At 66.3% G+C, this 17,421-nt stretch carries 19 protein-coding genes; 5 read left to right on the plus strand and 14 right to left on the minus strand.

Annotation, left to right across the window (positions count from 1 at the left end; translation table 11 throughout):
* Positions 1-3 precede the first annotated feature (3 nt).
* Both C1A15_RS10430 and C1A15_RS10435 read left to right on the plus strand, forming a co-directional pair.
* Positions 4-540 carry a phosphatase PAP2 family protein gene (locus C1A15_RS10430; protein WP_101722507.1) on the plus strand — a complete coding sequence of 179 codons (537 nt, stop codon included), beginning with the start codon at positions 4-6 and terminating at the stop codon, positions 538-540.
* 114 nt (positions 541-654) lie between these two features.
* Complete coding sequence (locus tag C1A15_RS10435) at positions 655-1,275, plus strand: hypothetical protein (RefSeq protein ID WP_101722508.1); 621 nt, start codon at positions 655-657, stop codon at positions 1,273-1,275.
* On the opposite strand, the gene ku is transcribed toward C1A15_RS10435, so the two are convergent.
* A complete protein-coding gene (ku, locus tag C1A15_RS10440; RefSeq protein WP_101722509.1) occupies positions 1,272-2,102 on the minus strand; it encodes a non-homologous end joining protein Ku in 831 nt (276 codons plus the stop codon). The genes C1A15_RS10435 and ku overlap by 4 nt on opposite strands.
* Positions 2,103-2,256: 154 nt before the next feature.
* Here ku and C1A15_RS10445 point away from each other — a divergent pair, with 154 nt between their 5' ends.
* Complete coding sequence (locus C1A15_RS10445; protein ID WP_101722510.1) at positions 2,257-4,383, plus strand: glycosyltransferase; 2,127 nt, start codon at positions 2,257-2,259, stop codon at positions 4,381-4,383.
* Here C1A15_RS10445 and wecB read toward each other — a convergent pair.
* Positions 4,380-5,501, minus strand: a complete 1,122-nt coding sequence (wecB, locus tag C1A15_RS10450) for a non-hydrolyzing UDP-N-acetylglucosamine 2-epimerase (RefSeq protein WP_101722511.1) — start codon at positions 5,499-5,501, stop codon at positions 4,380-4,382. The genes C1A15_RS10445 and wecB overlap by 4 nt on opposite strands.
* Positions 5,502-6,006: 505 nt before the next feature.
* Positions 6,007-6,573 (minus strand): hypothetical protein, encoded by a 567-nt coding sequence (locus C1A15_RS10455; protein WP_101722512.1) that lies wholly within the window; start codon positions 6,571-6,573, stop codon positions 6,007-6,009.
* An 87-nt stretch (positions 6,574-6,660) separates the two neighbouring features.
* Here C1A15_RS10455 and C1A15_RS10460 point away from each other — a divergent pair, with 87 nt between their 5' ends.
* Positions 6,661-8,139 carry a helix-turn-helix transcriptional regulator gene (locus tag C1A15_RS10460; RefSeq protein ID WP_101722513.1) on the plus strand — a complete coding sequence of 493 codons (1,479 nt, stop codon included), beginning with the start codon at positions 6,661-6,663 and terminating at the stop codon, positions 8,137-8,139.
* Positions 8,140-8,201: 62 nt separating this feature from the next.
* On the opposite strand, the gene C1A15_RS10465 is transcribed toward C1A15_RS10460, so the two are convergent.
* The 10 genes from C1A15_RS10465 to C1A15_RS10510 all read right to left on the minus strand — a co-directional run bounded on the left by C1A15_RS10465 (position 8,202) and on the right by C1A15_RS10510 (position 15,090).
* Positions 8,202-9,098, minus strand: a complete 897-nt coding sequence (locus C1A15_RS10465) for a DUF5996 family protein (protein ID WP_101722514.1) — start codon at positions 9,096-9,098, stop codon at positions 8,202-8,204.
* Between the two features lie 97 nt (positions 9,099-9,195).
* Positions 9,196-9,570, minus strand: a complete 375-nt coding sequence (locus C1A15_RS10470; RefSeq protein ID WP_101722515.1) for a DUF1048 domain-containing protein — start codon at positions 9,568-9,570, stop codon at positions 9,196-9,198.
* A gap of 1 nt (position 9,571) precedes the next feature.
* Complete coding sequence (locus C1A15_RS10475) at positions 9,572-9,892, minus strand: PadR family transcriptional regulator (protein ID WP_101722516.1); 321 nt, start codon at positions 9,890-9,892, stop codon at positions 9,572-9,574.
* A gap of 277 nt (positions 9,893-10,169) precedes the next feature.
* On the minus strand, positions 10,170-10,685 hold the full coding sequence (locus C1A15_RS10480; protein ID WP_342746818.1) for a YkvA family protein: 516 nt from the start codon (positions 10,683-10,685) through the stop codon (positions 10,170-10,172).
* 129 nt (positions 10,686-10,814) lie between these two features.
* Complete coding sequence (locus tag C1A15_RS10485) at positions 10,815-11,276, minus strand: hypothetical protein (protein ID WP_245864997.1); 462 nt, start codon at positions 11,274-11,276, stop codon at positions 10,815-10,817.
* A gap of 171 nt (positions 11,277-11,447) precedes the next feature.
* Positions 11,448-11,843: a MerR family transcriptional regulator gene (locus C1A15_RS10490; protein WP_101723769.1), complete on the minus strand. Its 396-nt coding sequence runs from the start codon at positions 11,841-11,843 to the stop codon at positions 11,448-11,450.
* A 57-nt stretch (positions 11,844-11,900) separates the two neighbouring features.
* Positions 11,901-12,347 carry a dUTP diphosphatase gene (gene dut / locus C1A15_RS10495; protein WP_101722518.1) on the minus strand — a complete coding sequence of 149 codons (447 nt, stop codon included), beginning with the start codon at positions 12,345-12,347 and terminating at the stop codon, positions 11,901-11,903.
* A 1-nt stretch (position 12,348) separates the two neighbouring features.
* On the minus strand, positions 12,349-12,795 hold the full coding sequence (nrdR, locus tag C1A15_RS10500) for a transcriptional regulator NrdR (protein WP_101722519.1): 447 nt from the start codon (positions 12,793-12,795) through the stop codon (positions 12,349-12,351).
* 107 nt (positions 12,796-12,902) lie between these two features.
* The gene (locus C1A15_RS10505) at positions 12,903-14,417 is read right to left on the minus strand and encodes an ATP-binding cassette domain-containing protein (RefSeq protein ID WP_101722520.1); all 1,515 of its coding nucleotides are present in this window, start codon (positions 14,415-14,417) and stop codon (positions 12,903-12,905) included.
* Positions 14,418-14,820: 403 nt separating this feature from the next.
* Entirely contained in the window at positions 14,821-15,090 is a 270-nt protein-coding gene (locus C1A15_RS10510) for a hypothetical protein (protein ID WP_245864998.1), read from the minus strand.
* Positions 15,091-15,232: 142 nt separating this feature from the next.
* Between C1A15_RS10510 and lexA the strand changes: the two genes are divergently transcribed.
* On the plus strand, positions 15,233-15,871 hold the full coding sequence (gene lexA, locus C1A15_RS10515) for a transcriptional repressor LexA (RefSeq protein ID WP_101722522.1): 639 nt from the start codon (positions 15,233-15,235) through the stop codon (positions 15,869-15,871).
* Positions 15,872-15,956: 85 nt separating this feature from the next.
* On the opposite strand, the gene hflX is transcribed toward lexA, so the two are convergent.
* Positions 15,957-17,267: a GTPase HflX gene (gene hflX / locus C1A15_RS10520; RefSeq protein ID WP_180953072.1), complete on the minus strand. Its 1,311-nt coding sequence runs from the start codon at positions 17,265-17,267 to the stop codon at positions 15,957-15,959.
* Positions 17,268-17,421 lie beyond the last annotated feature (154 nt).

Below are 17,421 nucleotides of genomic sequence, written 5' to 3' on the forward strand. Positions count from 1 at the left end.
TGCGTGGACATCGCCATCCTCGACGCCATCCAGGAGCACCTGCGCACGCCGTTACTCGACCAGGTCATGCTGCTGGCCACGCACCTGGGCGACCTCGCCCTCGTGTGGCTGATCGCGGCCGCCGTGCTCATCGCGCAGCCGCGGCACCGCCGCTACGGCATCGCCGTGCTCGCGGCCGTCGTCGTCACGGCCGCCCTCGGCATGTTCGTGCTGAAGCCCCTGTTCGGCCGCGCGCGGCCGTTCGTCGCCTACGAGTTCGCGGGGCTCCTCATCCCGCCGCCGTCGGGCGACTCGTTCCCCTCGAACCACTCGATGGTGTCGTTCGCCGCGGCGGCGGCGCTGTGCTGCCTGCCCGGCAAGGGCAGGGCGGTGCTGGCGCTCAAGGTGTCGGCCGTCGCCGTGGCGTGCCTCATCGCGTTCTCGCGCATCTACCTGTACGTGCACTACCCCTCCGACATCGTCGCGGGCGCCCTCATCGGCATCGCGGTGGGCGTGGCCTCGGTCCAGGTCGTGAGGAAGGCGTGGCCCGAGCGCGCATGAGCGCCCTGCGCTCGGGACCGCGATCCGCCGCACGGCGTTGCGCTCGGGATGGCAGGGCGGGCCGCATGCTATACTGGGCCTATGCGGAACCGATCCTTCGAGGAGGCGGTCGACATGGGCGGAGGATACGCTGCGCAATGGGTCGCGGTGGCGATCGTCGCGCTCGTCCTGGTCGGCGGGAGCGCGCTCTCACGCTGGGTGGAAGGATGGGGCGTGCGCGCCGCAGGCCCCTACGGCCGCCTCGTCGGGGTGCGCGTGGTGGCGGGCAAGCCCGCGCCGCGGCGCGGAATGCTGTTCGCGCGCTGCCTGCTCGTGTCCGAGGCGATCGCCGGCGCGCTCGTGGCGGCCGAGGCGGTGATGGCTTCCGCTCCCGTGTCCACGCCGGCCGTGACCGGCATCGCCCTCGTCGGCATGTTCGCCGCCATGGCGGCCGCGCTGCCGGCCGTGGGGCTGCGCCAGGCGATCCTGTACGGGTTCGCCGGATACGTGCTGTTCGGGGTGCTGATGCTTCTCCCCGTCGCCGCGCTCGACCACGCCTTCGGCCTGAGCGGCCCCGCGCTGTTCGCGTTCGTGAACCTCCTGCCCGTGGCGGGAGCGGCGCTCGGGATAGCGCTCTCGCCGCGCCGGCTGCGCTTCGAGCGCGCGTTCGAGGACGGCCACGTCGACCGCATCTGGGTATCCGCCCGCTCGCGCTCGTTCGAGCCTCTGCGCGAGCTCGCCGCCCCGAGCGCCTAGGCCGACGCCCGCTTGCGCGCGGGCTTCTTCGCCGGCGGCTCCTTCTTCGGCTCCGCGCCCTCGGCTTTCCCCTCGCGCGCCTTGAGGCTGGCCGACAGGGCGTCCATGAGGTTGATGATGTTCGACGGCTGGGCCTGCTGGTTCTCCGCCACGATCTGCTTGCCGGCGATCTTGTCCTGGATGAGCTGCATGAGCTTCTCCTGGTACGTGTTGCGGAAACGGCCCGGATCGAACGGCGCGGTCATGCTCTCCACGAGCTGCTTCGCCATGGACAGCTCCTCGTCGGCCACGTCGGGGTGCGCGAGGGTCTTCGGCACGTCCTTGACCTCGCTTTGGTAGTGCAGCGTCATCATGACGAGGTCGTCGTCGTGGGGGATGAGCGCGATGGGCGTTTCCGAGTTCCCGAGCACCGTCGTGCCGATGGCGATCTTGCCTTCGTCCACCATGGCGCGGCGCAAGAGCTCGAGCGCCTTCTCGCCGCCGGGCTGGGCCACCACCTGGTAGGGCTTCTCGAAGTAGAGGGGAGGCACTTCGTCGATGTCGGAGAACTGGACGATCTTCATCGCGCGGTCGGCGTCGGTCTTGATGGCGTCGAGCTCGGCGTCGTCGACCACCACGTACTTGCCCTTCTCGTACTGGTAGCCCTTCACGATGTCGTCGGGTTCAAGCTCTCGTTTACAGTCGGGGCACGTCTTCACGTAGCGCACCCGCTTCATGCTATCTTTTGCAAGTTGGTTGAACCGCACGGCGTCGTCCTGCGTCGCCGTGAACAGCTCCACCGGGATGTATACGAGACCGAACGCGATTGCGCCTTTTCGACCGGCCATGACCTGCTCCTTCCTCGCGGATACCTCACGGCATCGTAGCGCGCCGCCCGCTTCGGGCGGATGCGCGGGCGCCGTTCGGAGGCGAACTGCAACGGCGGCGTTTTCAGGCGGGCAATCCAGCGGGAAACGCAGGGAAGCGGAGAAAGGAGCGGGCATGGATGCGCAGGTCGTCTACTGGATCGGCTTCTTCGTGGCGCTCGCGTTCATCGTGTTCGGAGCCGACGACCTGCTGTGGGACGTCTTCGCGCTGTTCCGCGGCATCGGCAAGAGGCGCGTGAAGCTGTCGCTCATCAACGAGAAGCCTCCGAAGATGCTGGCGGTCGTCATCGCCGCCTGGCACGAGGATGCCGTGATCGGCGAGGTGGTGGACAACCTCGTGGCCTCTGCGCAGTACCCGCGCTCGCTCTACCGGGTGTTTTTGGGCGTGTATCCCAACGACTCCGCCACGGTGGCCGTGGCCCGCGCGCTCGAGGCGCGCCACGGCGGCACCGTCGTGGCGGTGGTGGGGGACGCGCCGGGCCCCACGTCGAAGGCCGACAACATCAACGCCACGCTGCGCGCCGTCCGCGCCTACGAGCGCGCCCGCGACGTGCGCTTCGCGAGCGTCACCATCCACGATGCCGAGGACGTGGTGCATCCCAACGAGTTCAAGATGACGAACTACCTGATCGACGAGTACGACGCCCTCCAGTTCCCCGTGTTCCCCCTGCAGCGCATGCCGCGGCTGCGGCTGTTCTTCAAGACGCTCACCTCGTCCACCTACGCCGACGAGTTCGCCGAGCACCACTTCCGCACCATGGTCATGCGCGACGAGCTGGGCTTCGTGCCGTCGGCTGGCACGGGGTTCGCCATCGGGCGGCAGATCCTCGACGCGTATCGCGGCGAGGATCTGCTGCCGCGCAACAGCCTGACCGAGGACTACAAGCTGTCGCTCACCCTGCGCATGCGCGGCTTCCGCGTCCACTACGTGCTGGAGAAGGTGCCGCGCGTCGACGCGCGCGGGCGCACGGTGTGGGATTACATCGCCACGCGCTCGCTGTTCCCGTCCACGTTCAAGGCGGCCGTGCGCCAGAAGGCGCGCTGGGTGTACGGCATCACCATGCAGAGCGCGAACATGGGCGACGTGTTCGGCAAGAGTGCTCTCACGTTCGCCGAGCGCACCTTCCTGTACAAAGACCTCAAGGCGAAGTTCGCGAACTTCGTGCTGCTGCCCGGCTACGCCGTGCTCGCGTACTTCCTCGTGCAGACGCTCGTGCCCGGTGTCGAGCTGCCCGTCATGTACCCGCTGTTCAGCTTCTCGTGGTGGATGTGCGTGTTCCTGCTGTTCATGATGGTGGAGCGCCAGGTGCTGCGCGGGCGCGCGCTCGTGAACGTGTACGGATGGAAGACGATGGCGTTCTCCATCCTGCTGCCGCCGCTGTTCCCGATCAGGCTGCTGTGGGGCAACCTCATCAACCTGTGCGCGACGTTTCGCGCGTGGCGGCAGAAGATCGCCTACGTCCTGTTGCGCGGGCGCGAGGCCAAGGCGGCGGCTGCGCCCGTCGTCGAGCATCGGTGCGCGACGGCGCCGGAGGCGGAAGGGGATGGCGAGCAGGCGCCGGACGCGCCGGCCGGGCAAAGCGGGCCCGCGTGGAACAAGACCGACCATGAGTTCCTCCCCGCCTCGGTGCTCGAGCGCTACCGAAGGCTCTTGGGCGATGCTCTGCTCGAGCAGGGATTCGTCGAGCCGGGGCACCTCGAGGACGCCGTGGGCGCCGCGCTCGAGCGCGGCGTGCGGCTGGGGCAGGAGCTGCTCGCGCAGGGGCTCGTGGAGGAGCGCCATATCACGCAGGCCTACGCGCTGCAGCAGCAGTCGATGTTCGTGCGCGCCTCGCCATCCCTCGTGCTGCCAGCGCTCATGGAGGACCTGCCGCCCGGCGCGGACGAGGCCGAGGGGCACGGGTCCGCGGTGCTTCCCCTCGTGCACGTGGGGAAGGGCTGGATCGTCGCGGTGGACGACGACATGCCGGCCGCCGAGCGCGCCCGGCTGGCGCTCGTGCTGGACGGCCCGGCGTTCTTCCTGTTCTCCAGCACGGCCGACCTGATCGAAGCCTTCGAGGGAGCGCTTGTCGACGAGGAGGAGTCCCGCGCGCCGCAGCCGGGCGAGGCGGCTGCGCTTCTGAACGCGACGCAGGTGGAGCTGCCCCAGGCGGGCATGGCGCTCGCCTATGCGCTGCATCTGGGCCGGTCGGTGGACGACGTCGCGCGCGAGATGGGCCTGGCCGTCTCGCGCCTCGGCTAGGCGAGCGCTTCGCCGAGCGCCCCGCGGATGCGCTCGGCGGCGTGGCCGTCGCCGTAAGGATCGGGCGCGGCCGCCATGCGCGCGTAGAGCGCCGGATCGTCCAGCAGAGCCTCGCACGAGGCGCGCACGCCAGCGTAGGACGTGCCGGCCAGGACGGCGCAGCCCGCTTCGAGGGCCTCGGGGCGCTCGGTGTCGTCGCGCAGCACGACCACGGGCACGTCGAGGGCCGGCGCCTCCTCCTGCACGCCGCCCGAATCCGTCAGCATGAACGAGCAGCGCGCCATGAAGTTGGAGAAGTCGGCGTAATCGAGCGGTTCGACGAGGCGTATGCGCGGATGCCCGCCCAGCACGCGCTCGGCGACGGCGCGCACGGCCGGGTTGCGATGCACGGGATAGACGGCCTCCACGTCCGGATGCGCGTCCACGGCATCGCGCACGGCCGCGAACATGCGCTCCATCGGCGCGCCGAGGTTCTCGCGTCGATGGCAGGTGAGCCCGATGACGCGCGCGCCCTCGAAGTCCACGGCGGCCAGCTCCCCGCTCGCGAACCGGTACGACGGATCCACCGTCGCGAGCAGCGCGTCGATGACCGTGTTGCCGGTGACCCAAACGTTCGCAGGATCGACGCCCTCGGCCACGAGGTTCGCGCGGTTGCCGGCGGTGGGGGCGTAGTGCCAGGAGGCGAGGTTCGAGACAAGGCGTCGGTTCATCTCCTCAGGGAAGGGGGAGTACCGGTTTCCCGAGCGCAGGCCCGCCTCCACGTGCCCCACGGGGATCTGCCGGTAGAACGATGCGAGCGCCAGCGCGAAGGCGGTGGACGTGTCGCCGTGCACGAGCACCGCGTCGGGCTCCGTGCGTTCGAGCACGGGGGTCGACGCGGTCAGGATGCGCGCCGTGAGGCCGTCGAGCGTCTGACGATCGCGCATGAGGTCCAGGTCGCAGTCGATGCGCAGGCCGAACGCGCCCACCGCCTGATCGAGCATCTCCCGATGCTGGGCCGTGGCGAGCACTACCGTCTCGAACGCCCCGTCCTCCTCGAGCGCCCGCAGCACGGGCGCCATCTTCACCGCCTCCGGCCTCGTGCCGAACGCGACGAGCACCTTTTTCTTCCGCTCCATGCGAGCCTCCTTTCCTGGCCGGCATCGTAGCGCCGCCCGAGGAACGCTCCGGCCTCGAGCGGCCATGCGCTGACGGCCCGTTGGGAAACGGTAGGGGAAGCATGACCGGGAAGAGCGGCTCGCGCACCATGATCAAGCAAAAGTTGAGAGGGGGCGAGGAGCTATGGGGGGGGTTGCGGCAACGCGTGAGGCGCTCTGCCGTGCGAAGGAGATCCACGACGGCGGGTTCGCCCGCAGGAGCGCTTCCCGACACGACGAAGGGCCGGCATATACCGGCCCTTCGTTCGCGCATCCCCGCTATGCGAGGCGTCGGACGAGCGAAACGCACCCGAGAACGCCGATGAAGCATAGCAGGGAGATCACATACCCCATGATTCCTCCTTGCGACGAGTCTGCGATCCATCGTTTGACATGCACGATAGCACGCGCAGAGGATCGAAGGCCCTACGTTGCCGCATCGGTTACCGAGCGGTATCCCGTTCGTAACCGATGCGGTTGCGCGTCGTCATTGCGCGAACAAGGCGGCGGACAGCGCCTGCTCCGCTTCGGGAGACGGGCTCCATACGTTGTCCGTGCGCGTGAACGGCAGCTCCACCGGGCTCGACTCGGTGGGCTCGACGCCTGCGAGCACCTCGAGCACCACCTGGCCGATCTTCGCGTTGAGCTCGTCGGCGCCGAGCGCGGCCGTCTCCTCGTCCTCGGCGAGCGCCGCCGTGGCCTCCGTCAGCGCCTGGGTGAACGCGTCGAACTTCTTGCAGGTGAGCACCACCGTGGCCGTGGCGCTGTCGTCCTCGACCTTCACCTCGTCGATGCGGTAGTCGAAGCCGTCGAGGTAGGCGGCTATGAACGTCTGCGCGTCGATGCCGTACACGGCCAGCTGGTCGGCCCCGCTGTCGGCCGCCAGCTCGTCGAGCAGCGCTGCGTCGTGGGTCTTCAAGCGCTCGAGCTCGTCGGATACTCCCTGGCGCACCACCTCCTCGGCGCTCGGGCCGCAGCCGACGAGCGACAGCGCGCCGAAGCTCAGCACGGCTGCGGCCAGGCAGGCCGCCATGATCGTCTTGATGGATTTCATCGTTTCCCCTTCCTGGTTCGCCTCCGTACCAGCATAAGGCCTCGGGCGCGTTACGTCCATCCCGGCGATATCGGGTATCATGGCACCATGAACGAATCGAACGCATCCTCCTTCGCGCGCCGGCACGAAACGGGCATCGTCACCCTCGGGTTCACCTGCCTGTACGTCGTTGCCATCGTGTTCTTCTACAGCGACTGGATCTCCGACGTGCCCCAGGCCGACCCGCTCGCGTACCTCGCCGTGCTCAACGGCGCCCTGTGCGCGGGGGCCGCTCTCTCCTGGCTCGCTGCGCGGCGGGGAAGGGGACGCGGGGCGGCTACCGTCGTCGTCGGCACATCGTGCTACGCCGCAGCCCTCGCGCTTCTAGCCGCCGCCTTCCCCGCCGGATCGGCGGCGCTGTGCTACGCGGCCGGGATCCCGGCCGGGCTCGGAGCGGGCCTGCTCGTGCCGCGGTGGTTCGTGCGGGCAGGCGAGCTTGCAGGGGAGCGCTACGCCTACGCGCTCGGGCTCGCTTCTGCCGTCAGCGCGCCGGTCGTGCTCGCGCTCGACACCGTATCGCCGCCTGCCCTGATCGCCGCCTGCGCGCTGCTCGTGCTCGTTTCCTCGGCGCTGCTCGCGCTGCCGAAGCCGTCGGCGAACGACCCGGACGGCGCGCCCGCCGACCAACGGGACGATGCGCGCGCCGAAGGACGCCCCTTTGCGAAGCTGGCCGCGCCCTTGGCCTACGTGTTTTTGCTGTCGATCGTCTACGGAGTGCTCGACGTCGTGGCGTCGGCGAACCCCGGGGCCTCGGACGTGCCCGGCCTCGCCTCGCTCGCCGCCGGCATCGTGGCGGACGCCGGGTTTTTGCTGTACGTGCGCTTCGACGGCCGTCGCTACGCGACGATGCTCAACGCGACGCTCGCCGTCATCGCCACGGGACTGCTGTTCCTGCCGTTCTTGCCGGGCGCGTACAGCATCGCCCTCGTCGTGCTGACGCACATGGGGTGGGAGGTCGCGCTGCTCATCTCCTACACGCTCGTCATCAAGGCGCTGCGCGGCGATCGCGCGAAGCTGCTGGCGGGAGCCGCGTTCGTGTTCGCCTTCCCGCGCCCCGGCGTGGTGCTCGGGGCGCTGGCCGCATCGGCCGTGGCCGTGGACAGCCGCTTCGCCTTCGCCCAGACGACCATCGTGTCCTTCGCGCTGCTGTACCTCATCATGATGGCCATCTGGCTGCTGCGCACGCGCGAGAAGCGCGCCGCCGAGCACGCCATCCGCAAGCGAGACGAGCTCATCAGACGCTACGTGCGCGCTCGCACCGATCTGCAGCTGCTCGCCTGCGACGAGCTGGCGCGCGCGCACGGCCTGACGAAGCGCGAGACGGAGCTCCTCAAGCTGCTCGCGCAAGGACGCGACGCCGCATACGTCGAGAAGACGCTGTTCCTGTCGCGCAACACGGTGAAAAGCTATACGAAGTCGCTGTACGCCAAGCTGGGCGTGCACTCGAAACAGGAGGTGATCGACCTCGTCAAGGAGGGCATGGCCTTCGGAGAGGATGGCTCCGTCGATAGGGAACCGCCCGCTTAGAGTTACTCTAAGCGGGCGGAAAGCGCGCGGATCGTGCATGCGAGCAGCGGGGAAGGGAAGGGTCAGGCGTTCAGCAGCGGCTCGGTGAACCAGTCGCGCCGCTCCCACTCCTGACGGCGCATGATGCTGTCGAAGGCGGAGGCGCAGAAGCGACGGACCGCGGCTTCGGGGTCGTCGTAGCGCAGCGCGTCCTCGAGCCGCAGGAAGTACTCGGCGTTCTCGGCGTCGTAGAACGCCTCCTTCACGCCCGCGTCCTCCGACGACCCTTCCTCGAGGAACGGGTAGGCGAGCACGAAGAAGGACGGGTCGTTCACGACGTCGTCGCCGGGCCAGAATCCGCACTCCACGAACTGCTCGTCGAATGCGATGCGCTCCACGAGGGAGGCGGTGCGCTCGAAGGGGCACGGCTTGCCCGAGAACAGCACCGTCGTCATGTCGAAGGTGCCCCAGAACAGCGACGGCGGGATCTTCTTGCCGCGGAAAGGGGCCGCGAAGCCGCTCAGGGCGCCGCGTGCGAACAGGAACTGGCGGAAGGAGCGCTGGGCGGCCTTCTCGTCGAACTCGTGCGCGCTGTGCTGCCGGTCGAACGGGACGTCGGTGTACATTTCCTGCGGGACCGGGTTGATGGCCACGGGGTGGCCGATGTTCTCGAGCATGGCGGTGAAACGGCCGTACAGCTCGCTCACCGAGGCTCGGCCCTTGATGGGGAACCGCGCTCGATCGCCCGCCGTGGTCTCAGCGCTCATTTCCGCATCCGCGATGCTCAGCCTGACCTCGAACCCGTCGGCGCCCGCCGGGATGAGGCCGGTCGTGAACCCGTCCGCGTCCGCGTCGAGCACCACCTGCTTCCACTCGGGCTGGGGATCCATCGATTCAAGCTTCACTTTGCCCATCATCTGCAACAGCATGTGCTCGGTGTCGCACGTGTCGCGCCAATCCTGATATGTCAGTACGCTCATATAATCACCTCGCAGCCATCGTATCGGCGCGAGGGCTTGAAGGCATGCGCGGATCCCGTTCGTCAGAGGCTCGTTGGCAAACGGATAGCCCAGCGTGTCAGTTTTTCGAATCGGAGCGCTTCGACCCCAGCTTCTTCCTGATGTCGCTGTTGAGGTCCTCGCGCCATTTGGCAAGGTAGGTGGCCGCGTTCGCCAGCAGCTCGTCGCTGAACGCCGCGACGTCTTCGCCGGTGATGTCGAGCACGCCCTTGCCCGCGTACGCGCCCTCTTCGAACAGTTCGAGCAGGTCCGCCTGAAGCGCCACCATGTCCAAGCCGCCGCCGGATGCGAACTTCCACATGTAATCCTGTATCTTGCGATAGGCGTAGCGGTAGTCCTCGGGCAGGGCGTTCACGCGCGCCACCAGAGCCCGGTACTCCCGCTTGTCCCTGATGATTTGCGCAGGGTTGATATAGTGCGACAGGTTTCCCATGTCAGCGCTCCTTCAATTCGTTGATTTTCGACGAGACGAACTCCCACTTGGTCCAGAAGCGCGCCAGCTCTTCGCGTCCCGCATCGTTCAAGGTGTAGAACTTGCGCGGCGGCCCCATCGTGGACGGTTTCTTATCGGTGTTCACGAGCCCGTTCTTCTCGAGCCGCACGAGGATGGCGTACACCGTGCCCTCCACGACGTCGGCGAAGCCCAGCTCGTTCAAACGGCGCGTGATCTCGTACCCGTACGTCTCCTCGCGTCCGATGATCTCGAGCACGCATCCCTCCAATACGCCCTTCAGCATCTCCGTCAAGTGTTCCACATCGCTCGCCGCCTTACTAGTAAGTGTCACTACCTACCGCTATATAGTAGTGCATAGTAGCTAGCACGTCAAGGCTACGAGGAGATCGTGCGAGAGCAGCGAAGTATGGGGTGGTGCTTAGAAAGGAGACGAAGGGACGGGGTCAATGTCTCATTCGCGGCGTCGGCCGGAAGCTTCCCGCTGCGAGCCCCATTCACGAGACAGCCTGACCGGACACATGCCAACGGCGGTTTAACAGAAAGACGGACGCCTTCGCCTGAAAGCGCTCATACACGGATCAAAGGCCGAACAACGCGCGGCAGACGAGCACGATGACGAGCACCCACACGAGCACGATGGGAAGAGCGTAGTACCATTTTCTGGGCTTCCCGTTCTCCCAAATGCTTTCCGCATCTCGCCGACAGCGTTCGAGCACGGGCGAAGGGACGAGCTTTATCGTCAGAGCGACCATCGCAGGGAGCAGGATCACATCGTCCAAATACCCCAACAGGGGGATGAAATCCGGGATCAAGTCGATGGGCGAGAGGGCGTAGCCTACCGTCACGGCGGCGAGCGCTTTCGCTGCAATCGGCGTTTCCCGGTCCTTCAAAGCGAGAAAGATCGCAGGAACGTCCCTTTTGAGCCCTTTCATCCTGCCAACGAAGTCCATGATGTTTCGCAGATCCGATCCGTCCATTGTCGTTACGGGAGCGACAAAGACCATCCTAGCAGAGGAAACCGCTAGAGCATACCCATCGCAATCAACCGGAAGTCGCGCTTCTATGGAAAATCTGCTTAAGTTTACATAAGACATATTATCAATAAAACTGGAGCTCACAAGGCAGCTGAGAGTGTTTTTGCTGGTCGTGAAGTTTACGGCATACGGAAACGCCGCAGGATCGTTGCATATCCTGCGGCGTTTTATGCGTTTTACGACGATGCGTTATCCCCACGTGGAATTCGAGCCTGCGGCGCCCATGCCGGCGTCCGTCATGGCGCCCGCGTAATCGCCGCTTTCCATCATCTCGAGCACGACGGGCATCATCAAATAGAACGAGATCGCGTTGAGCGCGAACGCGACACCACAAACGGCCATGCCGACGATCGCCGAACGCTTGAGGCGCTGCGCGAGAACCGACACGTCCGTATGCTTCGCGATGAGCTTGCCCAGCTTCCGGAACGCGACGATGGCGCACACGAGCCCGACACCGCTGAGCAGCACGCCGCCGATGAACAGCGACACGGGACCGGCGACGCTGGCCACCATGACCATGGTTTGAGCCTTCTTCAGCTCTCGCAGGTCGTTCATGTTCGACGATGGAGCCGGAGCACCGTTGAGCGTCGGCTGGCGCCCCGGATCGTGCCCTGGAGGCGGTTCGGGAGGCCTATGTTCGTTGTCTGTCATGCATCTTCCTTGTTTATCGAAATTTCACAGCTTCTGACCTGGGGTTTTATAAACAAAGCCCTGAGAGCCGTTCTAAGGCCCTATCTTGCCTTCGGACGAGTCCTAGGTCATGGAAAACGTGCTTTTTCAACCGAACTGGCGAGTACTATACCATGAAGGTCATCGCAGGCCTCAATCCGTCGACAATTCCACACCTGCGGCATGCAGGCGCTTCAAGCTCTCGTCGAGTTCGGCGCGTTGGTATTCGAGCACCGTCTCCTGGGCTCGCACGATGGCCAGCCGCTCGTCTCGCGTCGAGGCGCCGCGTCGCTGCAGCTTCACGTAGTACTGGATGCCTTCGATGGACAGGCCGCTTTTTCGCAGCGCGTCGACGAAGTACAGCTGCGCCACATCGGATCGCGAGAACGTGCGAACGCCGCGCGCATCGCGTGCCAGCTCGGGAAAAAAGCCGCATTTGTCGTAATAGCGGATCGTGAAGGCGGAGATGCCCGTCATGTCGGCGACTTCGCTGATGCCGAAGCACGGCAACGTGCTCCGAGCGCTTCCGCCATGCTCGCTCGCATCCATCGTCATCCCCTCCCTTCCTGCTTAGAGTAACTCTAAGCGAGTTGAAACGGCACGGATCTACAGGCTCACGCCGCTGCTGCCGAACCCGCCAGCGCCGCGCTCCGTCTCCGGCAGCTCCCCGCACACGTCGAACGCGGCGTCGGGCACGCGCATGATGACGAGCTGCGCAATGCGATCGCCCCGTTTGATCTCGAACGTGTTCTGCGGATCCAGGTTCACCAGAATGGCCTGGATCTCGCCGCGGTAGTTGCTGTCGATCAGTCCGGGCGCATTGACCAGCGATACGCCGTGCTTGATGGCAAGACCGCTGCGCGGCAGCACGAACCCCGCGTAGCCGCGCGGGATGGCCACGGCGATGCCGCACGGAACCAGTTTGCGCTCGAAAGGCTGCATCGTGTCGTCGCAGGTGGCGCGCAAGTCGACGCCGGCATCGCCCGCATAGGCGTACGCGGGAACGGGCAGCTCGGCATCGAGCTGCTGCAAAGGTACCGAAACATGCTCCATGCTAGCGCAATCCCTCCAACGCGGCGGCGAACTCCTCGACGTTGCGGAAGTCCTTGTACACGCTCGCGAAGCGCACGTAGGCGACGTCGTCGAGCTTGGCGAGTCGCACGAGCACCATGTCGCCCAGATCCTTCGACCCGATCTCGCTCTTCGAGGCGTTGCGCAGCTCGGCTTCGATGCTGTCGATGAGCGAGGCGATCTGCTCGGGCCCGATGGGCCGCTTGGCGGCGGCGTTGAGCAGGCCGCGCATGAGCTTCTGGCGGTCGTAGGCTTCCGACGAGCCGTCGGCTTTGATGACGATGAGCGGGTTGTCGCCCAGACGCTCGTAGGTGGTGAAACGACGCCCGCATTCGAGGCATTCGCGGCGGCGGCGAATGGCCGTGCCGTCCTCGGAAGGCCTCGAGTCGACCACTTTCGACTCTGGATTGCCGCAGGAAGGACAACGCATACTTGCTCCTTTGTCGATTTTGGGTTCAGCCTAACATACAATATATAGTGGTTCAATCAACATGTCGGATTCGCGCAAAAAACCTGCACGATCCCCGCACGCCGCTTCTACCAGGCTACGCGCACATACGTATCCCCCAGTCCGACCTCCCCTTCCGCTCGCTCGACCTCGAACGACCAGCGCTCGTCCACGAGGGCGTCGAGGAATCGCTCGTCGTGCGACACGAGCACAAGCGCGCACGCGCAATCGCCGAGCACGTCCTGCAGGGCCTCGATCGAGCGAATGTCCAGGTGGTTCGTCGGCTCGTCCATGACGATGAGGTGCGGCGAGGAGAGCAGGCTGCGCGCGATCATGAGCTTGCGCACCTCGCCCGGGCTGAGCTCCTCGCCGTCGAGCACGCGCGCCGGGGGCGACTCGAGCCGCGCCACGATGGAGAGCATGCGCCCTCGTTCGGCCGACGAGAGCCCCCGAAGCTCGTCGAGCAACGCGCGCACCTCATCGTCGGTTGTCTCCTGCGGAATATAGGCCACCCCCTCCTCCAGCGTCACCTGACGAATCAAGGCATTGAGCAGGGTGGACTTCCCCGCTCCGTTCCTGCCGACAAGGCCGATGCGGTCCTCGTTGCCGAGGTACAGCTCGGGATGGCGCAGCATGCGCCCGGCACCGAGCGGCATGCTGCCCTCGGGAAGATGGGCGAGCACCTTGCGCGCGGCAGTCTGGGCGTCCAACTCCAAGGAGCTGCGACGCTCCTTCTTGGCATCGAGGCCTTCGAGGCGCTTCTCTGCGGCCTCGATACGCTTGTCCATCTGCGATGACAGCTTGCCCGCCTTGCCGTCCTGCCCGGAGTAGACGGCGAGCTTGATCTTCGCCCGCCCGTCGTGATCGTGGCGGTCGAGATGCCGCGCCGAGCGGCGGGCGGCCGAACGGGCCGCGACCCCGTCGCGCCGCACGCTCTCGGCTTTGATGCGCGCCAGCTCGTCGCGAGCAGCTCGTCGCTCGGCGCGCACGGTCTCGCGGCGCAGGTCGAGCTCGCGGCGCGCCTGCGTGTACGTGCCCGGGATGGCCGTCGCCCGGCCGGCTTCGACGAACACGCACGATCGCACGAGCTCGTCGAGCAACGCGCGATCGTGCGACACGAGCAGGCCGACGCCCTTGAACGAGGCGAGCGCTTGCGCGACGAGGTCGCGCGTGGGGGCGTCGAGATGGTTCGTCGGCTCGTCGAGCGCCAGCACCTGCGGCTCTGCGGCGAGTGCGCAGGCGATCTGGATGCGCTTGCGCTCGCCATGGGACAGCGATTCGTAGCACCAGAGCCACTCGTCCTCGATTTCCAGCAGCGTGCGCAGCTTGACGGCCGTGGAACCGTAGTCGCAAGCGAACTCCTCGAGCGTCGCAGGGGGCGATGAGGTGGATTGCCGGCACACCGTGCCGCGCGTTCGAGGCGACACGCTGCCTTGATCGGGCGTCAGGATGCCGCACACGCAGTGCACGAGCGTGCTCTTGCCGGCGCCGTTCGGCCCGACGATGCCCGTCCAGCCGTTCGCGAACACAAGCGAGACGTCGTCGAGGGCGCGTTCGTCGGCGCCTTCGTACGTATGGGAAAGATGGTGAGCGGTTATGAACATGGCGACCTCCGTCGAAGAGGCGCACGGATGGCTCTGCGCAGCGTTCAGCGATGCCGATGAAAGGGAGCCGCGCGAATCGGAGCTAGCGGATGAAGCGCGAGGCGGAGTCGAGAACGATGACGAAAGCGCACCCGATGCGGCTGGTTGATGCATGCAAGGGGCGATGATAGGGCTTTCGTTATCGCTTCATGTTCCTTGTCTCCTTCGCGAAGCGCCTGCCGACATGGAAGCGCGGCGGCGCGGTTTGTTGCTGCTCGGCCGAGTCTACCACGACGCGCAGGATGCGTAAACCCCCGAATGGACGCGCCTCCGGGGTGGCGGAGGCGCTACGCAGCCACAGAAACGCAGCATCTGTGGATCAGGGAACGGCCGCACGGGCCGACGATGAGCGGAAAACGGCTGGTTACAACCCCATGAGCAGGCTGGCCAACGCGAGCGCCCCGAACGCGCATCCGCCGACGACGGCCTGCCAGCGCTGCATGCGGCCGAACGACACGCCTTGCGCCGTGCCTGCGCGCAGCGCGGACGCAAACGATGCGCTGCCGTGCTTCGATCGCGCAGCGCCTCCGTCTTGGGACGGGCGCTCGGGAAACGAGATGATGCGCGCGCGTCGAGCAGGCGCCGAATCCAGCTTCGGCTGAAGGGCCGAGGTTCCCTCAACAGGGTACTTCATCTCAAAATTCTTCATTTTATGCCCTCCTGCTCTTGCGTAGAACCTTTGTTCGCGTATATAATAGGTCGAACAAAGGTTCATGTCAATAGGAATTTCATACATTTGTTCGGTAGAAGATAGAGCGGCGACGAAAGGACGATCCATGGCCGAGAAAGTGACGAAGCGCCAGCAAGCGGTGCTCGACTGCATCGAGGAGTGCATTCGAGAGAAGGGGTACGGCCCGACCGTGCGCGAGGTATGCCAGAGCCTCGGCCTCTCCTCCCCTTCCACCGTGCACGTGCACTTGAAGGCGCTCGAGGAGAAGGGCCTCATCAAGCGCGACCCGCTCAAGTCGCGCTCCATCGCGCTCACCTACCCGCTCGAGGACGCCGCCCTGGCCACCAACGTGGTGCAGCCCAGCTTCAGCAACATCGTGAGCGTGCCCCTCGTGGGCAACGTGGCCGCCGGCTCCCCCATCCTCGCCGAGGAGAACATCACCGACACCCTGTCGCTTCCCACCGAGATCGTGGGCGACGCTCCTTCGTTCCTGCTCTCCGTGCGCGGCGAGAGCATGATTGAGGCAGGCATCAACGACGGCGACTACGTCGTGGTCAAAGAGCAGCCCGTCGCGAACAACGGCGACATCGTCGTGGCCATCATCGACGACGGCGCCACGGTGAAGCGCTTCTTCAAGGAAAGCGACCATATCCGCTTGCAGCCGGAGAACTCCACGATGGACCCCATCATCACCACCGACTGCGCCATCGCCGGCAAGGTGGTCGCGGTATTCCGTCGCCTCTAGCGCTGGCGCCGCACGCCGGACGAACCAACAGCGCCCCCGTCGCTCGATGAAGCGACGGGGGCGCTTGCCGTTCCTTAGAGTAACTCTAAGCTATTGCGAACGGCCTGAAGAGCCCGGCGTACGAAGGGCCCGCGAGCATGACGATGTGCGTGCCCTCCTCCTCGTGCGCCTCCGAGAGGATACGGCACCGCTCGTGAGCGATGGAGACGAGGTCGCCCCGGTTGTAGGGGATCAGCACGTCGAGGTGCTCGTCCTGCGCCGAGGCGACGCGGGCGATATGCTCGACGAGCTCGCTCACGCCCTCCCCCGTCGCCGCCGACGCGAACTGCGCCTGCGGATGGCGCGCCTTGAGGACGCCGAGACGCTCTTCGTCGAGCAGGTCGCACTTGTTGAACACGAGCACGCGCAGCAGGTCCTGCGCCTGGATCTGCCCGAGCACGTCTTCCACTGCGGCGATCTGCGCCTCGTACTCGTCAGAGGACGCGTCCACCACGTGTAGCACGAGGTCGGCGCCCGTGATCTCGTCGAGCGTCGACTTGAACGCCTCGACGAGCGTGGTCGGCAGCTTCTGGATGAACCCGACCGTGTCGGTGATGGTGATCTCGCGGCCCTCGGGCAGCTCGAACTTGCGCGTGGTGGAGTCGAGCGTGGCGAACAGCTTGTCGTAGGCCAGCACGTCCGCATTCGTCAGGCGGTTGAGCAGGCTCGATTTCCCGGCGTTCGTGTAGCCGGCCAGCGCCACCTTGAACATGCCGCTCTCGTAGCGGCTCTCGCGCTGCACGGCCCGCACGTCGGCCAGGTGCTTGAGCTCGCGCTTGATCGATGTGATGCGCTTGCGCACCATGCGGCGGTCGACCTCGAGCTGGCTCTCGCCTTCGCCGAAGCGAGATCCCACGCCGCCGCCCATGCGGTTGGAGGCCAGGTGCGCCCACATGCCGCGCAGGCGCGGCAGCAGGTACTCGTTCTGGGCGAGCCGCACCTGCAGCCGCCCTTCCTTGCTGGTGGCGTGCAGGGCGAAGATGTCGAGGATGAGCGCCGTGCGGTCGATGACCTTCACGTCGCGGCCCATCGCCTTCTCGAGGTTCGCTTGCTGCGAGGGCGTCAGCTCGTCGTCGAACACCACGAGGTCGGCCGCGTGGGCGCGCGCGAGCTCGGCCACCTCCTCGGCCTTGCCCGTGCCCACGAACGTGCGCGGGTTGGGCGCGTCGAGCTTCTGCGTGGTGGTGGCCACCACGTCGGCGCCCGCCGTGTCGACGAGACGTTCGAGCTCGGCGAGCGACGATACCAAAGGCCAGGTGGAGCCGGGGCGGTCGACGCCGACGAGCACGGCGCGCTCGCGGCGATCTTCGGAAACCGGGGTCATGCCCCGCGTGATGACTGATTCGAATTCCGTCATGGATGCAACCTTTCGATGCAGAGATGAGCGCACCGGGCATCGGCGCCGGCGCGCGAAGACAGTCGGAAGCGGTGTCGGCCGCTAGAGAAACGCGTGCGCTGTCTGCATGATAGGTGCTCCGATCTTGAACGGTTCGACGGCAGAACCCTGCCCG

The sequence above is a fragment of the Eggerthella timonensis genome, from assembly GCF_900184265.1.
Lineage (GTDB): Bacteria > Actinomycetota > Coriobacteriia > Coriobacteriales > Eggerthellaceae > Eggerthella > Eggerthella timonensis.

Excerpts from the sequence above, each read along its gene's own strand:
- C1A15_RS10435 (WP_101722508.1), top strand. The coding sequence starts at position 655 with ATGGGCGGAGGATACGCTGCGCAATGGGTCGCGGTGGCGATCGTCGCG.
- ku (WP_101722509.1), bottom strand. The coding sequence starts at position 2,102 with ATGGCCGGTCGAAAAGGCGCAATCGCGTTCGGTCTCGTATACATCCCG.
- C1A15_RS10445 (WP_101722510.1), top strand. The coding sequence starts at position 2,257 with ATGGATGCGCAGGTCGTCTACTGGATCGGCTTCTTCGTGGCGCTCGCG.
- wecB (WP_101722511.1), bottom strand. The coding sequence starts at position 5,501 with ATGGAGCGGAAGAAAAAGGTGCTCGTCGCGTTCGGCACGAGGCCGGAG.
- C1A15_RS10455 (WP_101722512.1), bottom strand. The coding sequence starts at position 6,573 with ATGAAATCCATCAAGACGATCATGGCGGCCTGCCTGGCCGCAGCCGTG.
- C1A15_RS10460 (WP_101722513.1), top strand. The coding sequence starts at position 6,661 with ATGAACGAATCGAACGCATCCTCCTTCGCGCGCCGGCACGAAACGGGC.
- C1A15_RS10465 (WP_101722514.1), bottom strand. The coding sequence starts at position 9,098 with ATGAGCGTACTGACATATCAGGATTGGCGCGACACGTGCGACACCGAG.
- C1A15_RS10470 (WP_101722515.1), bottom strand. The coding sequence starts at position 9,570 with ATGGGAAACCTGTCGCACTATATCAACCCTGCGCAAATCATCAGGGAC.
- C1A15_RS10480 (WP_342746818.1), bottom strand. The coding sequence starts at position 10,685 with ATGTCTTATGTAAACTTAAGCAGATTTTCCATAGAAGCGCGACTTCCG.
- C1A15_RS10485 (WP_245864997.1), bottom strand. The coding sequence starts at position 11,276 with ATGACAGACAACGAACATAGGCCTCCCGAACCGCCTCCAGGGCACGAT.
- C1A15_RS10490 (WP_101723769.1), bottom strand. The coding sequence starts at position 11,843 with ATGGATGCGAGCGAGCATGGCGGAAGCGCTCGGAGCACGTTGCCGTGC.
- dut (WP_101722518.1), bottom strand. The coding sequence starts at position 12,347 with ATGGAGCATGTTTCGGTACCTTTGCAGCAGCTCGATGCCGAGCTGCCC.
- nrdR (WP_101722519.1), bottom strand. The coding sequence starts at position 12,795 with ATGCGTTGTCCTTCCTGCGGCAATCCAGAGTCGAAAGTGGTCGACTCG.
- C1A15_RS10505 (WP_101722520.1), bottom strand. The coding sequence starts at position 14,417 with ATGTTCATAACCGCTCACCATCTTTCCCATACGTACGAAGGCGCCGAC.
- C1A15_RS10510 (WP_245864998.1), bottom strand. The coding sequence starts at position 15,090 with ATGAAGTACCCTGTTGAGGGAACCTCGGCCCTTCAGCCGAAGCTGGAT.
- lexA (WP_101722522.1), top strand. The coding sequence starts at position 15,233 with ATGGCCGAGAAAGTGACGAAGCGCCAGCAAGCGGTGCTCGACTGCATC.
- hflX (WP_180953072.1), bottom strand. The coding sequence starts at position 17,267 with ATGACGGAATTCGAATCAGTCATCACGCGGGGCATGACCCCGGTTTCC.